Origin of the sequence: Dokdonella sp., from assembly GCF_035703485.1 — a bacterium.
Classification (GTDB): domain Bacteria; phylum Pseudomonadota; class Gammaproteobacteria; order Xanthomonadales; family Rhodanobacteraceae; genus Dokdonella.
In genome coordinates, this window is sequence record NZ_DASSYD010000065.1 from 1 (window position 1) to 16,157 (window position 16,157).

General features: G+C 60.1%; 10 protein-coding genes and 1 pseudogene. 9 read left to right on the forward strand and 2 right to left on the reverse strand.

Going from position 1 to position 16,157, the window contains the following annotated elements; translation table 11 throughout:
* The 6 genes from VFN25_RS04870 to lepB form a co-directional block, all read left to right on the forward strand.
* A partial coding sequence (locus VFN25_RS04870) for a M48 family metalloprotease (RefSeq protein ID WP_325139411.1) occupies positions 1-1,098 on the forward strand: 1,098 nt, incomplete at its 5' end.
* 93 nt (positions 1,099-1,191) lie between these two features.
* Positions 1,192-1,881 (forward strand): phosphate regulon transcriptional regulator PhoB, encoded by a 690-nt coding sequence (phoB, locus tag VFN25_RS04875; protein ID WP_325139413.1) that lies wholly within the window; start codon positions 1,192-1,194, stop codon positions 1,879-1,881.
* Positions 1,878-2,942, forward strand: coding sequence for a phosphate regulon sensor histidine kinase PhoR (gene phoR, locus VFN25_RS04880; protein WP_325139415.1), 1,065 nt, complete (start codon positions 1,878-1,880; stop codon positions 2,940-2,942). Before phoB ends, phoR begins: the two co-directional genes overlap by 4 nt.
* A 9-nt stretch (positions 2,943-2,951) precedes the next feature.
* On the forward strand, positions 2,952-5,090 hold the full coding sequence (gene ppk1 / locus VFN25_RS04885; protein ID WP_325139431.1) for a polyphosphate kinase 1: 2,139 nt from the start codon (positions 2,952-2,954) through the stop codon (positions 5,088-5,090).
* Complete coding sequence (gene ppx, locus VFN25_RS04890) at positions 5,087-6,628, forward strand: exopolyphosphatase (protein WP_325139417.1); 1,542 nt, start codon at positions 5,087-5,089, stop codon at positions 6,626-6,628. The genes ppk1 and ppx overlap by 4 nt, the downstream gene beginning before the upstream one ends.
* A 94-nt stretch (positions 6,629-6,722) precedes the next feature.
* Positions 6,723-7,391, forward strand: coding sequence for a signal peptidase I (gene lepB, locus VFN25_RS04895; RefSeq protein WP_325139419.1), 669 nt, complete (start codon positions 6,723-6,725; stop codon positions 7,389-7,391).
* Here lepB and VFN25_RS04900 read toward each other — a convergent pair.
* Positions 7,383-8,768, reverse strand: a complete 1,386-nt coding sequence (locus tag VFN25_RS04900) for a hypothetical protein (protein WP_325139423.1) — start codon at positions 8,766-8,768, stop codon at positions 7,383-7,385. The genes lepB and VFN25_RS04900 overlap by 9 nt on opposite strands.
* A 124-nt stretch (positions 8,769-8,892) precedes the next feature.
* On the opposite strand from VFN25_RS04900, the gene VFN25_RS04905 reads away from it, so the two are divergent.
* Both VFN25_RS04905 and ybeY read left to right on the forward strand, forming a co-directional pair.
* Positions 8,893-9,921 carry a PhoH family protein gene (locus VFN25_RS04905; protein WP_325139425.1) on the forward strand — a complete coding sequence of 343 codons (1,029 nt, stop codon included), beginning with the start codon at positions 8,893-8,895 and terminating at the stop codon, positions 9,919-9,921.
* Complete coding sequence (gene ybeY, locus VFN25_RS04910) at positions 9,918-10,388, forward strand: rRNA maturation RNase YbeY (RefSeq protein ID WP_325139427.1); 471 nt, start codon at positions 9,918-9,920, stop codon at positions 10,386-10,388. The genes VFN25_RS04905 and ybeY overlap by 4 nt, the downstream gene beginning before the upstream one ends.
* 897 nt (positions 10,389-11,285) lie before the next feature.
* Here the strand turns inward: ybeY and VFN25_RS04915 are convergent.
* Positions 11,286-14,864 carry a S8 family serine peptidase gene (locus VFN25_RS04915; RefSeq protein ID WP_325139429.1) on the reverse strand — a complete coding sequence of 1,193 codons (3,579 nt, stop codon included), beginning with the start codon at positions 14,862-14,864 and terminating at the stop codon, positions 11,286-11,288.
* Between the two features lie 257 nt (positions 14,865-15,121).
* Between VFN25_RS04915 and VFN25_RS04920 the strand changes: the two are divergent.
* Positions 15,122-16,157 (forward strand): annotated as a pseudogene (locus VFN25_RS04920) (excinuclease ABC subunit UvrA); the annotation flags it as partial.

Consider the following 16,157-nt stretch of genomic DNA (forward strand, 5'->3'; position numbering starts at 1 on the left):
GATCGCGTCGGCATCCAGAGTCTCGCCCGGGCCGGTTACGATCCGCTGGCCATGGCCGAGACTTTCGCCACGATGCAGCGCGTAATGCGAGTCAATGGTGTCGACATACCCGAATTCCTGCGCACCCATCCGGTTGATGTAAACCGTATCGCCGATGCCAAGGCGCGCGCGATTCAGCTCGACAAGATGCGCGAACCGATCATGCAATCGCATTCACTGGCGGCAACCGTGGCGCCTGCGACTGCGCCATCAAGCAGCTCCGTGCCGCTGGATCTTTCCCTGCCGACTAACGCAAGCAGCCAGGCACGCTCAGTGAGCCCCCGCGATAGCGAATACTTCAAACTGATGCGCGAGCGCGCACGCACCCTCAATGCGGACTCTGCAAATGCGATTCTGCGTTACTACAGCGATGAGCTGAAACGCAATCCCGAAGCTGATACGCCATCCAACCACTACGGCTATGCATTGGCACTGGTCCGCACACGCCAGGCCGGCAAGGCGGTGGAGGAATTCGAGAAACTGGTTGCCGCCGATCCTGCCAGCCCGGTGTTCCAGCTCGGCATGGCCGAGGCCGAAGATCAGTCGGGACAGAAAGCCAGGGCGTTCGATCGCTTCGAACGTCTCAGCGCCAACTTCCCTGGCAATCGAGCGATCGCGCTGGCCTTCACCGAGGCCTTGCTGGCCAGGGGCGATGAAAAGTCCGCAAGGCGCGCACAGGATCTCATCCGCCCCCTGCTCGGCCGCTACAGCGAAGATCCGGATCTGCAGCGCAGTTTCGCCCGTGCCAACGAGCTTGCCGGGGACAAGGTGCGTGCCGCCGAAGCCTACGCGGAGTGGGCCTATCTCAATGGTCATGCCGAAGATGCGCTGAACCAGCTCAAGGCACTCTCCAGCAAGTACGAGTTGAGCTACTACCAGCGCGCTCGCGTCGATGCGCGCATCACGGCGATGACACCAGCGGTGCTGGAGCTGCGCAAAAGTGAAAGACGCTCGCCGGACAGTGACGGGTTTTCCAGGAACCCGACATCCGCGCTGGAGTGCCGCGTTCGCGACTGCTACGACCCGTCATGGCGGCGTAACATTCCTCGGTTGCAATAGTGACGCCCTGCATCGATCGATTCCGCTCATGGATCAGCGGATACACAGGAATGTCGCAAGGAGTCCATTCCGGGCTCCAACCCAAGTGAAGCCGTGCAAAAACACATCCTTATCGTCGAAGACGAGCCCGCCATACGAGACATGGTTGCCTTTGCCCTGCGCAAGGCGGGCATGCAGGCGATCCACGCTGCCGACGTCCGCGCCGCGCAGACCGCGATCGCCGAACGGGTGCCCGATCTGATCCTGCTTGACTGGATGTTGCCGGGAACCAGTGGCATCGAATTTGCCCGCCGCTTGCGCCGGGAAGAATTGACTCGCGACACTCCGGTCATCATGTTGACCGCGCGTGGCGAGGAAGCCGATCGCGTCAACGGGCTGGATGCCGGAGTCGACGATTACGTCGTCAAACCGTTCTCGGCACGCGAGCTGATTGCGCGTATTCGAGCAGTGTTGCGACGCACCCATGGCGAGGACAGCGACGGGGTCATCGAAGTCGCAGGCCTGCGTATCGACAGTGCCGCGCACCGGGTCCATGCAGCCGATCAGATCATTCCGATCGGACCCACCGAATATCGATTGCTGCACTTTTTCATGACCCATCCGGACCGGGTCTACTCGCGCAGCCAGTTGCTTGATCATGTCTGGGGCGGCGGTGTCTATGTCGAGGAGCGCACGGTAGATGTGCATATCCGTCGTCTGCGCGTGATCCTCGCTCCACACGGCCTGGATGGTTACGTACAGACTGTACGTGGTGCCGGCTATCGATTTTCTGCAAGCACATGAGCAGGCACGGCGGAGCAAGGCGCAGGCAGCTGCTGGACAAGCTTCGTGCCTTTCAAGCTGCGGCCATGGCCCTGCCGGATGCACTCGTTGCCGTGGATGCCGATCATCGCATCCGCTGGTTCAATACGGCAGCCGGACAAATGCTTGGTCTGCAACATCCAGCTGATGTCGAGCGCCTGGTTGGCGAGGCGATTGCCATCCCCGGATTGACTGACTGGATTGCCAGCGGCGCGGCCGATCCGCTGCCCGATGTCGCAGCCCCGGGCAACCCGGAACTCAGTCTGAGCCTGCGCCTGATTTCCTACGCCGAGGATCACGCGGTGCTGCTCGCGCGCGATGTCAGCCAATTGTTGCGCCTGGAAAAGATGCGCCGTGACTTCGTCGCCAACGTTTCGCATGAACTGCGGACCCCGCTGACCGTCGTCCATGGCTACCTGGACCTGATCGAACCGGAGCAGATTCCCGAGTACGAATCGATCATTCGTGAGTTGCGCAGCCAGTCGCGACGCATGACCCAGATCGTCGAAGATTTGCTCACCTTGTCGCGCCTGGATGCCGAAGAGACCCTGCCGAAGGCGCGCGTGGTCATGCGTGCGTTGGTATCCACCTTGAAACGCGATGCCGAGGGCTTGAGTCAGGGCCGCCACGATATCGATATCAGCATCGAAGGCAGACACGATTTGCGCGGGTCATCGAGGGATCTCTACAGTGCCTTCTCGAATCTGGTCAGCAATGCCGTACGCTACACCCCGGTGGGTGGCAGCATCCGGATAATCTGGTCGAGCAGTGAAACCACTGCCCGGCTGCGTGTCATCGACAGCGGGCATGGCATTTCCGCTGAGCATATTCCACGATTGACCGAGCGCTTCTATCGCGTTTCCACCAGCCGCTCCCGCGAATCAGGTGGCACCGGCCTCGGCTTGTCCATCGTGAAACACGTACTGCAGTTGCATGATGCGCATCTTGAGATTCAAAGCGAAGTTGGCAAAGGCAGTACCTTTTCCTGCATCTTTGCCGGGAACCGCCTGCTCCAACCCGAGCACGATCCAGAGGAAACCTGAGTGAAATCGATGAAGCTGGAAGAGATCAAGGGGACCCCGCCGATCGCGAGCGAAATCGAAGCCGCCCCATCTGCCAGCAACCTGCATCCGGAATTTAGTGATCCCGCGCTTTTCCTCAATCGCGAGCTGGCCCAGATCGAGTTCAATTCGCGGGTCATGGCCCAGGCCGAGGACCCCGACACTCCGTTGCTTGAGCGTCTGCGCTTCATGTGCATTTCGTGCACCAATCTCGATGAGTTTTTCGAGGTGCGGGTCGCCGTGCTCAAGCATCACCAGGCATTTGGCGAAGATCAGCCGCGCGCGGACGCAATGTCCATCTCAGAAATTCTTGCCTTGATCCGTGAGCGCAGCCTGCTTCTGGTCAAGAAGCAATACGCCTTCTGGAATGAAACCCTGCTGCCTGAACTGAAACGCGAAGGCATTCACTTTCTCGATCGCAACGTCTGGACGATCAAGCAGAAGCGCTGGCTGCAAGGCTATTTCCGCAACGAGACCCTGCCTGTCCTGTCACCGCTGGGACTCGATCCGGCGCATCCGTTCCCACGCATTCTCAACAAGAGCCTGACCCTGGCTGTCGTGCTTGCCGGCAAGGACGCGTTTGGTCGCGAAGGCCACATGGCCTTGTTGCGCGCACCACGTTCGCTGCCGCGGATCATCCGTTTGCCAGACGAGATTTCCGAAGGCTGCATTTCGTTCGTATTTCTTTCGGATCTGCTCCATGAGTTCATGGATGAGTTGTTCCCGGGCATGCAGGTCAAGGGCTCCTACCAATTCCGCGTGACCCGCAACAGCGAACTCTTTGTCGACGAGGAAGAAGTTGAGAACCTCGCCCTGGCCTTGCGCGACGAACTGCGTGGCCGCGGCTACGCCAAGGCGGTTCGACTTGAAGTGGGAGCCAACTGCCCGCGCGCGATCACAACCCTGCTCGAACACAATTTCGAGCTCAGCGACCAGGATGTCTATCTATGTGAAGGTCCGGTCAACGTCAGTCGCAGCATCGCGATATACGATCAGATTGATCGCCCCGACCTGAAATATCCGGCCTTTGTGCAGCGTGTCAATCCGCCGACCATTGAAGGCGAAAGCCTGTTTTCGGCAATTCGTCAGGAAGACATCCTGCTGCATCAGCCGTTCGAATCTTTCGCGACGGTCAGCGAACTGGTCAAACAGGCCAGCGTTGATCCTGATGTGCTGGCGATCAAGCAAACCCTGTATCGCGCCGGTACCGATTCGAAACTGGTCGATCACCTCATCGTTGCAGCCAGACTTGGCAAGGACGTGACTGTCGTTGTCGAATTGCGTGCTCGCTTCGACGAGGAAGCCAATCTGCGCCTGGCCAACCGGTTGCAGGAGGCCGGCGTGCAGGTGGTCTATGGCGTCGTCGGCTTCAAGACCCACGCCAAGATGTTGCTCATCGTGCGTCGTGAAGCAGACGGCCTGCGTCGCTATGTGCATTTGTCTACCGGAAACTATCACCCGGTTACTTCGCGCCTCTACACCGACTTCGGCCTGATGACGGCCCATCCAGGAATTGGTGAAGACGCACACCTGTTGTTCCTTCAGCTTTCCGGACTCGGCCCGATCATTCACCTCAAGCACCTGTTGCACTCACCGTTCACGCTGCACGAGGGCTTGCTCGCGAGGATCGGGCGAGAAACCCAAAATGCGCGATCCGGCAAGAAGGCGCGCATCATCGTCAAGATCAATGCGCTCAACGAACCGACCGTGATCAAGATGCTTTACGCGGCTTCGGGCGCGGGCGTTGAAATCGATCTGATCGTGCGCGGCGCCTGTACCTTGCGACCTGGAATTCCCGGCGTATCGGAGAACATCCGGGTGCGCTCTATCGTTGGACGCTTTCTTGAACACAGTCGTGTCTACTGGTTTCAGAACGAAGATGCGCCGGAGATTTTCTGCTCAAGTGCCGACTGGCTTGACCGCAACCTGCTGCGCCGCGTTGAAACCTGTTTTCCGATTCTCGATCCCGAGCTGGCCACGCGCGTTTTCGAGGAAGCCCTGCAGAACTATCTGGCCGACAACACCCAAGCGTGGCAACTGCATCCGGATGGAACGTATTCACGAATCCAGGCCGGTGCTGATGAACCACACTCGGCACAATCGTTTCTGCTGGAGAAGCTCTGCTCGTGAAACCCATCGCACTTCCCGACGAAATTCGTGAAGGCGATCTGATCGCCGCCGCCGATATCGGCTCCAACAGCTTTCATTTGATTGTTGCCCGCTACACGCATGGCGAACTGCGCGTCATTGATCGCCTGCGGGAAAGCGTTCGCCTCTCGGCCGGTTTGCGCAAGGACGGCGGCCTGACCCGCGAACGTCGCGAGATTGCATTCAGATGCCTCGCCCGTTTCGGCCAGCGACTGGCCGGGTTCCAGCCCGACCACGTTCGTGCCGTTGCGACCAATGCGGTACGCCAGCTGGCTCATCCGCAAGCGTTCCTGCTGCCGGCGGAAACCGCTCTGGGTCATCCGATCGAAGTCGTCTCCGGTCGCGAGGAAGCTCGCCTGATCTACCAGGGCGTGGCCCATGGGCTGCCATCAAGCGAACACAAGCGGCTGGTCATCGACATTGGCGGCGGCAGTACCGAATTCATCATCGGTCGCGGCTACGAAGCCCTTGAGCGTGAAAGTCTGCAGGTCGGCTGCATTGCCAGCACCCTGCGCTTCTTTGAAGACGGCAAGATCACGCCTCGACGCTGGAAACAGGCGCATTCCGAAATCGCCGTCGAACTGCAGCAATTCGGTGCCCACTATCGGGAGCGCGGCTGGAGCGAGGCCATCGGCTCGTCGGGAACCATGAAGGCCATCGGCAGTATCGTCCAGGCCAGCGGCTGGTCGGAACAAGGCATTACTGCCGACTCTCTGGCACAACTTCGTGAAGCACTGCTCGTCGCCGGCAGCAGCGATCGTCTCGATTTGCCCGGACTCTCCAGTGACCGGATCAGCGTCATCGCCGGAGGCGTGGTCATTCTCGACACCGTCTTCAAGACCTTCGGCCTGACCCAGATGAAGGTCTGTGAGACGGCCATGCGCGAGGGTGTGCTCTACGACATGCTTGGTCGCGCCCTACACACCGATTCGCGCAATACCAGCATCAGCGCCTTGGCCGATCGTTACCAGGTCGATCCGCAACAGGCGGCTCGTGTAGCCGAAACCGCCAATGTGCTGTTTACCCAGGCCAGTGAAAGCTGGGAGCTCGATGTCGCCGCGCAGGAGATTCTCGGCTGGTGCGCACATGTCCACGAAATAGGTCTGGCCATTGCCCACAGCCAGTACCAGACACACGGCGCATACATCGTTGGTCACTCCGATCTTGCTGGCTTCAGCCGCCAGGAACAGCAGCAAATGGCGGCCATCCTGCGCTCGCATCGACGCAAACCCGATGCCGAGGGTCTGCGCGAATTGCCACCGCGAATGCAACCGGAAACCCAGCGCCTTGTTGCCTTGTTGCGGCTTGCCGTGCTGCTGCATCGCGCACGCAGGGACGAGCCACTTCCGGAAATGCGCCTGCACGTGGAGGACAGCCTGATGACGCTCGAGTTGCCATCCATCTGGCTCGACAATCATGCCTTGACGCGGATTGATCTCGACAAGGAGCGCGACTATCTCAAGAAGATCGATATCAAGCTGGTCGTGGCGAGATCCGGCAAACGCGCGGCGTCGGCATGATTGCTGTGGATACGCAGCGCGTCTCCGAAAGCGGAAACTTTCCGCGTATCAATGCAGTCCCTGATTGTCGACACCCATGCGAGAACATCACCCGATGAGGAAATGGCTGAAGGACAATCGTGGCATCCTCGTTTTCATTGTTTGCCTCGGCTTGTTCCGCACGGCAATCGCCGACTGGAATCCGGTGCCAACCGGTTCGATGCGGCCGACGATTCTCGAAGGAGACGTGGTCCTGGTGAATCGCCTCGCCTACGACCTCAAGCTGCCGCTGACCGATTTTTCGCTGGCCCATCTGGGTGACCCGCAACGCGGCGACATCGTGACTTTCAGCTCGCCGAAAGATGGCACCCGCCTGATCAAGCGCCTCGTCGCCATCCCCGGCGATATTGTCGAGCTACGCAATAACCGGCTCTATATCAATCACCAGGCGGCCGAATATTCCAACATCACCGAAGTGCGCGAGCCGATCGGGCACGGACGATTCGTCAATGCGACTCGGGTGACTGAAAACGTCGATGGCAGCCGTCGCTCTGTGCAATTCCTCCCGGTTCTCGACAAGAAGAGCAATTTCGGGCCTGTCGTTGTGCCCGATGACGAGTACTTCATGATGGGCGACAACCGCGATGACAGCAAAGACTCCCGTTACATCGGCTTCGTCCCGCGCGACCTGATCATTGGCCGCGCCGGACACATCGTTGTTTCAGCCGACATCAAGCACGACTGGAAGCCTCGGTTCGACCGTATCGCGAGCCCGCTAAGGTAACGCTTCAGCCGCGTTTGCCGGTGCAAGGTCGAGCTGGTACGGCGGCGCAAACCAGAAAGGAATCCGATAAGTACGGCTCGCGTCACCAGCGCTGGCTGCGGGGTTCCAGGTGACCACGAGTTCATGCTGCCCAGGTACAAGTGCGTTCATCGCCAGATAGCCCTGCAAACCACGCATGCCGAGATCGCGATGCTCGGCGGCAACAAAGTCGTCGACCTCGACTGGCTGACCATCGAGCGTTATTGACCACAAGGAAATCAGGCAGGCATGCCTCGACATCGTCGAGGAAGCATCCGCACAGCGTTCGCGGATCGGCCCGTTGTCGAAATTCGGAATGTAAGGCAGAAACAGCCGCAGTCGCGAGTCGGCAACCAGATCGCCCGGGATCATCGGCACATACAACAGACGATCTTCTGCACCACGCTGGTTTTCGTAGCTGGCCGAACGCATTCCCGAATCGATATCCGCGTCAGGCATGAACGCGTAGCTGCCAAACGGCGCAAACTCGCGAACCAGCCGAGGCTGGATCATCCCGACAATGACGGTAGAGAACAACACGAGCCCGAAGGCCAGCGAAAATGTTTTCCGCGGCAAATTGGATTCAAGCGACAAATGCACCGGCATCATCAGGCGTATCGGCATGAAAACGGCCTGGAACGACAGCAGTGAAAGAACCATGCGTCGAAACCATGGCGCCGGCGAAGCATCGATGGGGCGCAGCTTCGCGGAGCCACGATCCAGCAAGAGGGTGACCAATGGCGTCACGATGAGAGCAGCGGAAAGAAACTCGATGATTTTCCGAACGGTGGCCTCGGCTAGCCCCAAACCGTAACCAATCAACATGGCCAGAACGATCAGGCCGACCAGAAGGACGCCAACCCAGATCACCGAGAGAGTGATCAGGCTGATCATCGCGAAAATGACGGAGGCAACACGATCAACCGCGTTGATCGAACTCTCCAGATCGACAATTCGTTGCTGATAGTGTTCGCGCGTCAGCGGCCCAAGATTGCGCAAATGATCCCAACGAATTCCGCCGGGAAAGACTGCCTTGAGTCCAATCAAGCCGACCCAGTAGGCGCGAACGGCCAAATGCAGCAGAAATGCCGCTGCGAGGGTGTAGCTGAGTCCGATCGCAAGCTGAAAGGCGAGAGAAACGATCTCCAGACGACCACCTTCGAGATGCAGACCCATGCTCGCCCAACGATCGAACAACCACGATGGCAACGAGATCAAGGCGAGCAAGCTGATGCCCGAGATCAGCAACTCCAGTTCATCGGTGCGCTCGCGCAGGCTCTCAAATGAGATGCGTTGGGTCCGGACGGGGTCTCTCGACCGTTCCTCACCCTCACTCATGGTTTTATCGTTGCTGCTCATGGGCGCTTTCAGGTTGGCGTCGAAAGGAGCAGTCTACCGTTGATCAAGCGCATGACGATGCTTGCCGGCCATGCAGCAATCGGTTCTGGATAAAGAGCCCCTCTCGCGCTACCCTCCCGCGCCTATGACCGATCCTATCCGTAACGACTTCACCCTCGAACCCGAAGACGGCGAACGCCTGTCAAACCTTGTCGGGCCCCTTGACGAACACCTGCGCCAGATCGAGATGCGTCTTGGCGTCGAGATCGCCAATCGAGGCAGCGTGTTTCGCGTACTCGGCGATGAACGCCCGGCGCAGCTGGCCAGTCGCGTCATTCGCGATCTCTATGCCTTGACTGAAACCGAGATCCTGAATGCAGCACAGATCAATCTGCATCTGCAGGAATCCGGCATTGAAGCGATTGCCGTCGACGCGGCCGAAGGCGTCCAGGAAGTCACGATCAAGGTCAAACGCGGCATGGTCAAGGGTCGCGGCCCGAACCAGGCCCGTTACCTGCACGCGATCGCCACCCAGGACATCAATTTCGGCATCGGCCCGGCCGGCACCGGCAAAACCTACCTGGCCGTGGCCATGGCCGTCGATGCGCTCAATGACAATCGTGTGCAACGCCTGATCCTGGTGCGTCCGGCGGTCGAGGCGGGCGAAAAGCTCGGCTTCCTTCCGGGCGACCTCACCCAGAAGGTCGATCCGTATCTGCGTCCGTTGTATGACGCGCTCTACGAAATGCTCGGCATTGAACGCGTGACCAAGCTGATCGAGCGCAACGTGATCGAGATCGCCCCGCTCGCCTACATGCGCGGTCGAACGCTCAACGATTCCTTCGTAATCCTTGATGAAGCACAGAACACCACGATCGAGCAGATGAAGATGTTCCTGACCCGCATCGGCTTCGGTTCGATCGCCGTGGTCACCGGCGATGTCACCCAGACCGACCTGCCCAAGCACATCCGCTCCGGCCTGCGCGATGCCACCGACGTGTTGCGCGATGTCGACGGCATCAGCTTCACCTTCTTCAACTCCAAGGATGTCGTGCGCCATCCACTCGTGCAGCGCATCGTGCGCGCCTACGAGGCACGCGAGGATGCACTGGAAACCGCCAGGCATGGGGCAAGCACGGCCAGCACGGACAAGCCGTCTGCCCCAACAAAATGAAGCTTGACCTGTATCTGTCGCGTTCGCCCGCAATGCCTCAGACGGGTCTGCCCCGACGCTCCAGCTTCCTGCGCTGGATCGAGGCTGCCTTGCACATGGCCAGGCGACGCGGAAACAGTGAGATCTCGATTCGCCTCGTCGATGCCGAAGAAGGACAATCACTCAATCGCCAGTATCGCCACCGCGACTACGCGACCAATGTACTTTCGTTTCCCGCCGAGTTGCCCGCCGACATCAAGCTGCCACTCCTCGGCGACCTCGTCATCTGCGCCCCGGTGGTTGCCCGCGAAGCCTCCGAACAAGGCAAGCCGCTGCGCGACCACTACGCCCACATGACCATCCACGGAACCTTGCACTTGCTCGGCTACGATCATGAGAATGATGCCGATGCCGAACGCATGGAATCGCTGGAGCGCCGAATTCTGGCTGAGCTGCAGATCGCCGACCCGTATCAATCGCCCTCCTGATTTTCCCTGATTTCAGTTTTTTACGCTCCTTCGGAGCCCGGCATCCCTGCCGACTTATCACTCGCCCCCCCGTCGCCGCTGCGCAGGCAGGGGTCCGGTGACTTTGCTTTTGATTTCTACGTCGCTTCGCGACGCGGCATCCCTGCCGCTTTTCACTCGCCTCCCGGCGAGCGCCCTACTTTCTCTTGCGTGGCCAAGAGAAAGTAGGCAAAGAGAAGGCCACCCCACACTCGCGCCTTACGCACAGTCCCTGTGCTCCAGGTCCGCGAGGCTGCTCCGGGGTTCGCCGACAGTCCGTCCGTGGACTGGCGTCGAACTGGCCCACTTCCTGTGGGCCACCCTTCGGGCTGATCCTACGCAACCTCGCCGCGATCGAGGGGGCCCATTGAGCGCGCGTCGTGCGTGCCAAAGCGAAGAGCAAAGCCAAAGCCAAAGCCAAAGCCAAAGCACGTGCTCGCGGGATTCTGCTTCGCCTTGGCTGCGCAGGATGCGCAGTAACAGGGCCCCCTATGTAGCGGCGAAGTGGCGCAGGAAAGGCCCGCAGGGTGGCTCGCATGGATGCGAGCCAGTTGGCTGCCAGTCCATGGATGGACTGTCAGCCAACCCCCGGAGCCGCTTCGCGAAGTCGGAGGGCAGGAGCCCGGAGACCGCTATATCGGGGTGGCCTTCTCTTTGGTTACTCTTCTCTTGGCCACTCAAGAGAAAGTAGCTCGCTCGCCGGGAGGCGAGTGAAAAAAGGCAGGGATGCCGCGCTCCGAAGGAGCGTAAAAATCAGAAACAAGGTCACTGGACCCCTGCCTGCGCAGGGCCGACGATGAGGCGGTAGGCCAGTGAAAAAAGGAGGGATGCCGCGCCGCGGCGCGCTTCAAAAGTTCACAAGATCACGCAAAAGTGCCCTCATCCAGACGACGGCACGTCAAAGCCATCGGCAAAAATCCAATCCGAAGGTGCGACGCAAGTCTGCACAATCACATCATCAAGATAGAAACCATCCGGGATACGGCCGGTCGATGCGTCGGTGGCCATGCGGAAACGGAATTGCACGGTTTCACCGGCGTGACGGTCGAGGTCGACGATGGTGCGCGTCCAATCCTGTGGATCACCGCACCAGGCCTGCTTGCCGCGCGCGGGGTTGTTGAACGAACGACTGATCGGGCCACGATACAGTCCGACCAGCAGTTGCGAATTCGGCACCTGGGTCCAGCTTGCGCCCGCATCGCTGGACACTTCGAGCAGGGCACCGTCGTAGCAGCCGCCGATTCGATCTTCGATGGTCTGGTGGCTCCAGAACTGCAGGCTCAATGGCGCTGTGTCGGCGGGAAGCGTGATCGGTGGCGAAACCAGACGCTGATCCGAATCGTAGGCGAGATCCTGGGCAAGCATGGATTGACCGGGGCCATGCGACCGCGCAGTCGAAATGGCCCAGGTGTCGTGGTCGCCCGAATGCGTCCACGCACCGACACCGTTTTCGAAATCACTGGACTGGATCACGGTTGCTGTCGTGCCGGCCGAACATTCGCCGGGCGGTGGCGTGGTCGTGAACGAAAAGGTTTGTGCTGGCAAGCCGACACCACAGGGATTGCTTGCGCTTGTTCGCCAGTAGTACCGCGTCGCGGTGTCGAGTTCGCTCGCAACGGTGTGTGACGTGGCCGTCGTTGTCGTCGTGTAAATGACGTCGGTGAATGCAGCATCGCGGGCAATCTCGATCCGGTATTCGACTGCGTCGCTGATCGCAGACCAGCTCAACAAGGGATGCCGGCTGACGTTGCTTGCATTGTCCGTCGGTACGACCAGAGTCGGCGCGGTTGGCGTCACCGCGGCCACCTGCAATTGCGCATGGCGCGAGCGTGTGATGCCGCCTGCCTGCGCGGAAATCGCAAGCGCGTAGCTGCCTGGCAGCGCACTCGCCAGATTGTCGATCGTCAAGGTTTCGCTACCGGGCACGCTGACCGGATTGGTGGAAACGACGGCCGTCGAGCCGCTCGGATTGCCGCTCACCGAAACATTGGCTGACGAGTTGAAGCCGAGAATTGATTGCGTGGTCAGGGCGAAGTCGACCGCGCCCGTCGTCGCCGTGCAAACGCCTTGCGATGCCGGCGTGACGCTGAAGGCAAACGATGCCTGTTTCGCGCAGTTGCTGCAGACCAGGGCGAAATCCTGATCGGTCGCATCGGCATTGCCGGGCACGCCATCGCCTGCAATGTTGAAGGCGCGAACGCTGATTGTCAGCGCTTCGGAGGAACCCGGCGGCAGAAAGATCGCTTCGACGTTGTTGGCTGCATCGGGCTCGCCAGCGGGCGTGCTCCATGCGCCATTGAAATGATTGCCATGCAAAAAACCGTTCGCAGTTTCCAGATCAAGATCGAGATTGTTGACCTGCGGGCTGGTGCCGAGCGCGCCCGGCGCATCAGTCCAGGCGAGGACGACACGCAAGGGCTTGCCCGGATCGACGCGTTGAACCTGAGTCGTCCAGACCTGCCCGGATTCGCCAAACACCTGATTCTGGTTGACCAGAAAGGTCGGCGTATCACTGAACATGTCACCGAGATTGGGCATGCCGAAACCCTGCGTATTGCTCGGCAGTGAGTCGCTTGCATTGTTGCCGGTGAGATAGGTCGGATGGGCGATCAGCCAGGCTTTCATCAAGGCGGGTGAAGCTTGCATGGAAGCACCCGCGTCAAATTCCAGACTGCCCTGCCCGTTTGCAATCCACCACCATGACAACGAGGCGACGCCGGACACCGCCGGTGCGGCATGACTGGTTCCCGATGACGCGGCATAAGTGACATTGCCGAGCGGCCTCGCGCGATCGCAGATGCCATCACCGGTGCCAGGATCGGCCTGGGTGCCGGCGACATGGGTGCCCGGAGCGACCAGATCGGGTTTGACGCGATCACCCGGGGCGGGGCCACGCGATGAAAAGAAAATCACATCCATCGCGTTGTCGGCACCGCTACCGTCAATCTGACAGCCATCGTTCCACGGACCATCCTCGTCTTCGGGGCGCGGATTTTCCGACGCGCCAACCGTGATCATGTTCTTGCCGTTTCCAGGTGAGCCGACGCTGCGCGCATTCGGCCCGGTATTGCCGGCCGAAAAAATCGTGATCAGTTCCTGATTGCCGGCTGTCGCGGCATCGGCATCTCGCGTGCCGAGGTCGTAGGCCTGCGATGAGACATCGTACTGCCCGGCACAGGAGGCGCAGCCCCAGGAGTTCGAGGAAATTCGCGCACCAGCGGCGTAGCTCGCTTCGATGACTCCCGCATTGGTGCCGCCGCAATCTGTCAGATCAAACACCGGCGCAAACACACGCGTCCCACCGAGACGTCCAAACGGATTGATGCCGAGGCCGCGTTGATACTCAGCGGGAAAGCGCGCACCTGGAGTGAACAAGTTCTCCCGCTGATCGTAGCCGAGTGCGATGTTGGCGTTGATATGGCCGTGACCGTCGACATCGCCATCGTTGATCGTGCATTTCTGGTTGTAGACCATGCGTGTCGCGTTGGCGTTGTCGCCAAGTCGATGCAGGGTAGGATCGCCGGTCTGGATGGTGCGATCGCCAATCCCGGAATCGGTGATGTCGAGAATCGGATAGGCTTCGGGATCTTCAGGAAAACCAAGTGATTGCAGCCACGGCAAATAACCCGGCTGCATCGGAGCGGACTGATCCGCATTGAAGTCGCCACGCAACACCTGTGTCTGCACTTCATCGTTCATTGTCGGCGCGAAGTATTCACCGACCCAAAACACGTCGGGCAGATCGATAAGCTGTCGAACCTGCGCAGCAGTCGCCTCGAAGCGAGCGATCTCGTAGACCAGTTGCGGCGACCAGTCATCAATCGGCTTGAGCCCAAGCGCGGAGAAGGGCTCACGTCCTGCATCGCCCTCATGCCGATAGCGCTGCACGATCACGGACAGCTTGCTTTCGCCGCCCGTGCCTTGTTGCAGGCGATCAAACAACGCATTGCCGAGCTTGATGAATCCCGGCAGTGGCTGGCTGAATTGCAGGACCTGAGCGGATGCGGTCATGGCATCGAGTTTCGATCGCGCCGCCGCATCAGCCCAGAGCAGATAACCATTGCTGTCGATGTACTGAACCGGCACGGCTCCGGCGGCGCGTACCTGATCGAGCCAGGCATCCTTGAGTGGGCCGACAAATTGCACGACTTGCAAGGCTGACCCACTCGGCGGCTTTATCGGGAACGCTGCCGGCGCGTCGATCACGCGCGAGCGCGTATCGATCCACAAGCGATCAAACTTGAGCAGATGCGACTCACCAAGCACGCGCGAGTTCGCCGGCCGCTGGGCCGCATCGCCTTCAAACAATCGCCACGAACCATAATCGGCGATTGGCCGGTAGCTGGCGGGAACCGGAACCCCTGCCGGCACGACAATCGATGCCGCACTGGCCGTGCGCGCCGCGGGCAAGGCCGCGACGATGGCTGCAGCGAGAAAACAGACCTTGCGCATGGGCATTCAGGAATCCTGCAGCGAGGAAATCAGGGCACCATCGCGAAAAACCGCAAACAGCGCTACTGGCGAGCATTGCGGCTTGACCGGCGAGCGTCAAGCAATCCGCGGTCCAGAGGCCTCCTGAGCAGCTTTGCAAGCATGGCCGTGACCGATTGCGCAAGCAATCAGTCCTTGAACATCGTGCTCACGCCACCACGTAAAACCCCCGCGGCCTGACGCTATAGTGGTCGGCTTCGCATTCCCTTTTTTCGAGTTTGCCCATGGACACGATCCGCATTCGCGGTGCCCGCACGCACAATCTGAAGAACATCGATATCGATCTGCCGCGCAACAGCCTGATCGTGATCACCGGCCTGTCCGGCTCGGGCAAATCCTCGCTGGCCTTCGACACGATTTATGCCGAGGGTCAGCGCCGCTATGTCGAGTCCTTGTCGGCGTATGCGCGGCAGTTTCTATCGGTGATGGAAAAGCCCGATGTCGATCACATCGAGGGCTTGTCGCCGGCGATCTCGATCGAGCAGAAATCGACTTCGCACAACCCGCGTTCGACGGTCGGCACGATTACCGAAGTCTATGACTACCTGCGACTGCTCTACGCGCGGGTCGGCTCGCCGCGCTGTCCGGATCACGGTGAGGCACTGGAAGCGCAGACGGTCAGCCAGATGGTCGATGCCGCGCTCGCCCTCGATCCGAAGAAGCGCTACATGCTGCTCGCACCGGTCGTGCGCGAACGCAAGGGCGAGCATGTGCAGGTCTTCGATCAGCTGCGCGCGCAAGGCTTTATTCGCGTACGTGTCAACGGCGTCGCCCACGAGCTCGATGACGTGCCAACCCTGGCCTTGCGCCAGAAACACACGATCGATGCAGTGATTGATCGCTTCCGCGCCAAGCCTGAAATCAAGCAACGCCTGGCCGAATCATTCGAGACCGCGTTGCGTCTTGGTGATGGCATCGCCCTGCTCGTCGACATGGACGACGACAAGGCAGCGGTGACGACGTTCTCCTCGCGCTACTCGTGTCCGATCTGTGACTACGCCCTGCCCGAGCTTGAGCCGCGCCTGTTTTCATTCAATTCCCCGGTCGGTGCATGCCCGAGTTGCGATGGACTCGGCATCACTCAGTTTTTCGATCCCGAGCGCGTTGTCGTGCACGCCGATCGTGCGCTTTCAGCCGGCGCCGTACGCGGCTGGGATCGACGCAACATGTATTACTTTCAGATGATTCTGTCGCTGTCGAAACACTACGGCTTCGATGTCGAGACACCGTGGAAGCAGTTGCCGGAGAAGATTCGCGATC

Coding starts and splice junctions, on each gene's coding strand:
- lepB (WP_325139419.1), top strand. CDS start 6,723: ATGAGGAAATGGCTGAAGGACAATCGTGGCATCCTCGTTTTCATTGTT.
- phoR (WP_325139415.1), top strand. CDS start 1,878: ATGAGCAGGCACGGCGGAGCAAGGCGCAGGCAGCTGCTGGACAAGCTT.
- VFN25_RS04900 (WP_325139423.1), bottom strand. CDS start 8,768: ATGAGCAGCAACGATAAAACCATGAGTGAGGGTGAGGAACGGTCGAGA.
- VFN25_RS04905 (WP_325139425.1), top strand. CDS start 8,893: ATGACCGATCCTATCCGTAACGACTTCACCCTCGAACCCGAAGACGGC.
- VFN25_RS04915 (WP_325139429.1), bottom strand. CDS start 14,864: ATGCCCATGCGCAAGGTCTGTTTTCTCGCTGCAGCCATCGTCGCGGCC.
- ybeY (WP_325139427.1), top strand. CDS start 9,918: ATGAAGCTTGACCTGTATCTGTCGCGTTCGCCCGCAATGCCTCAGACG.
- ppk1 (WP_325139431.1), top strand. CDS start 2,952: ATGAAGCTGGAAGAGATCAAGGGGACCCCGCCGATCGCGAGCGAAATC.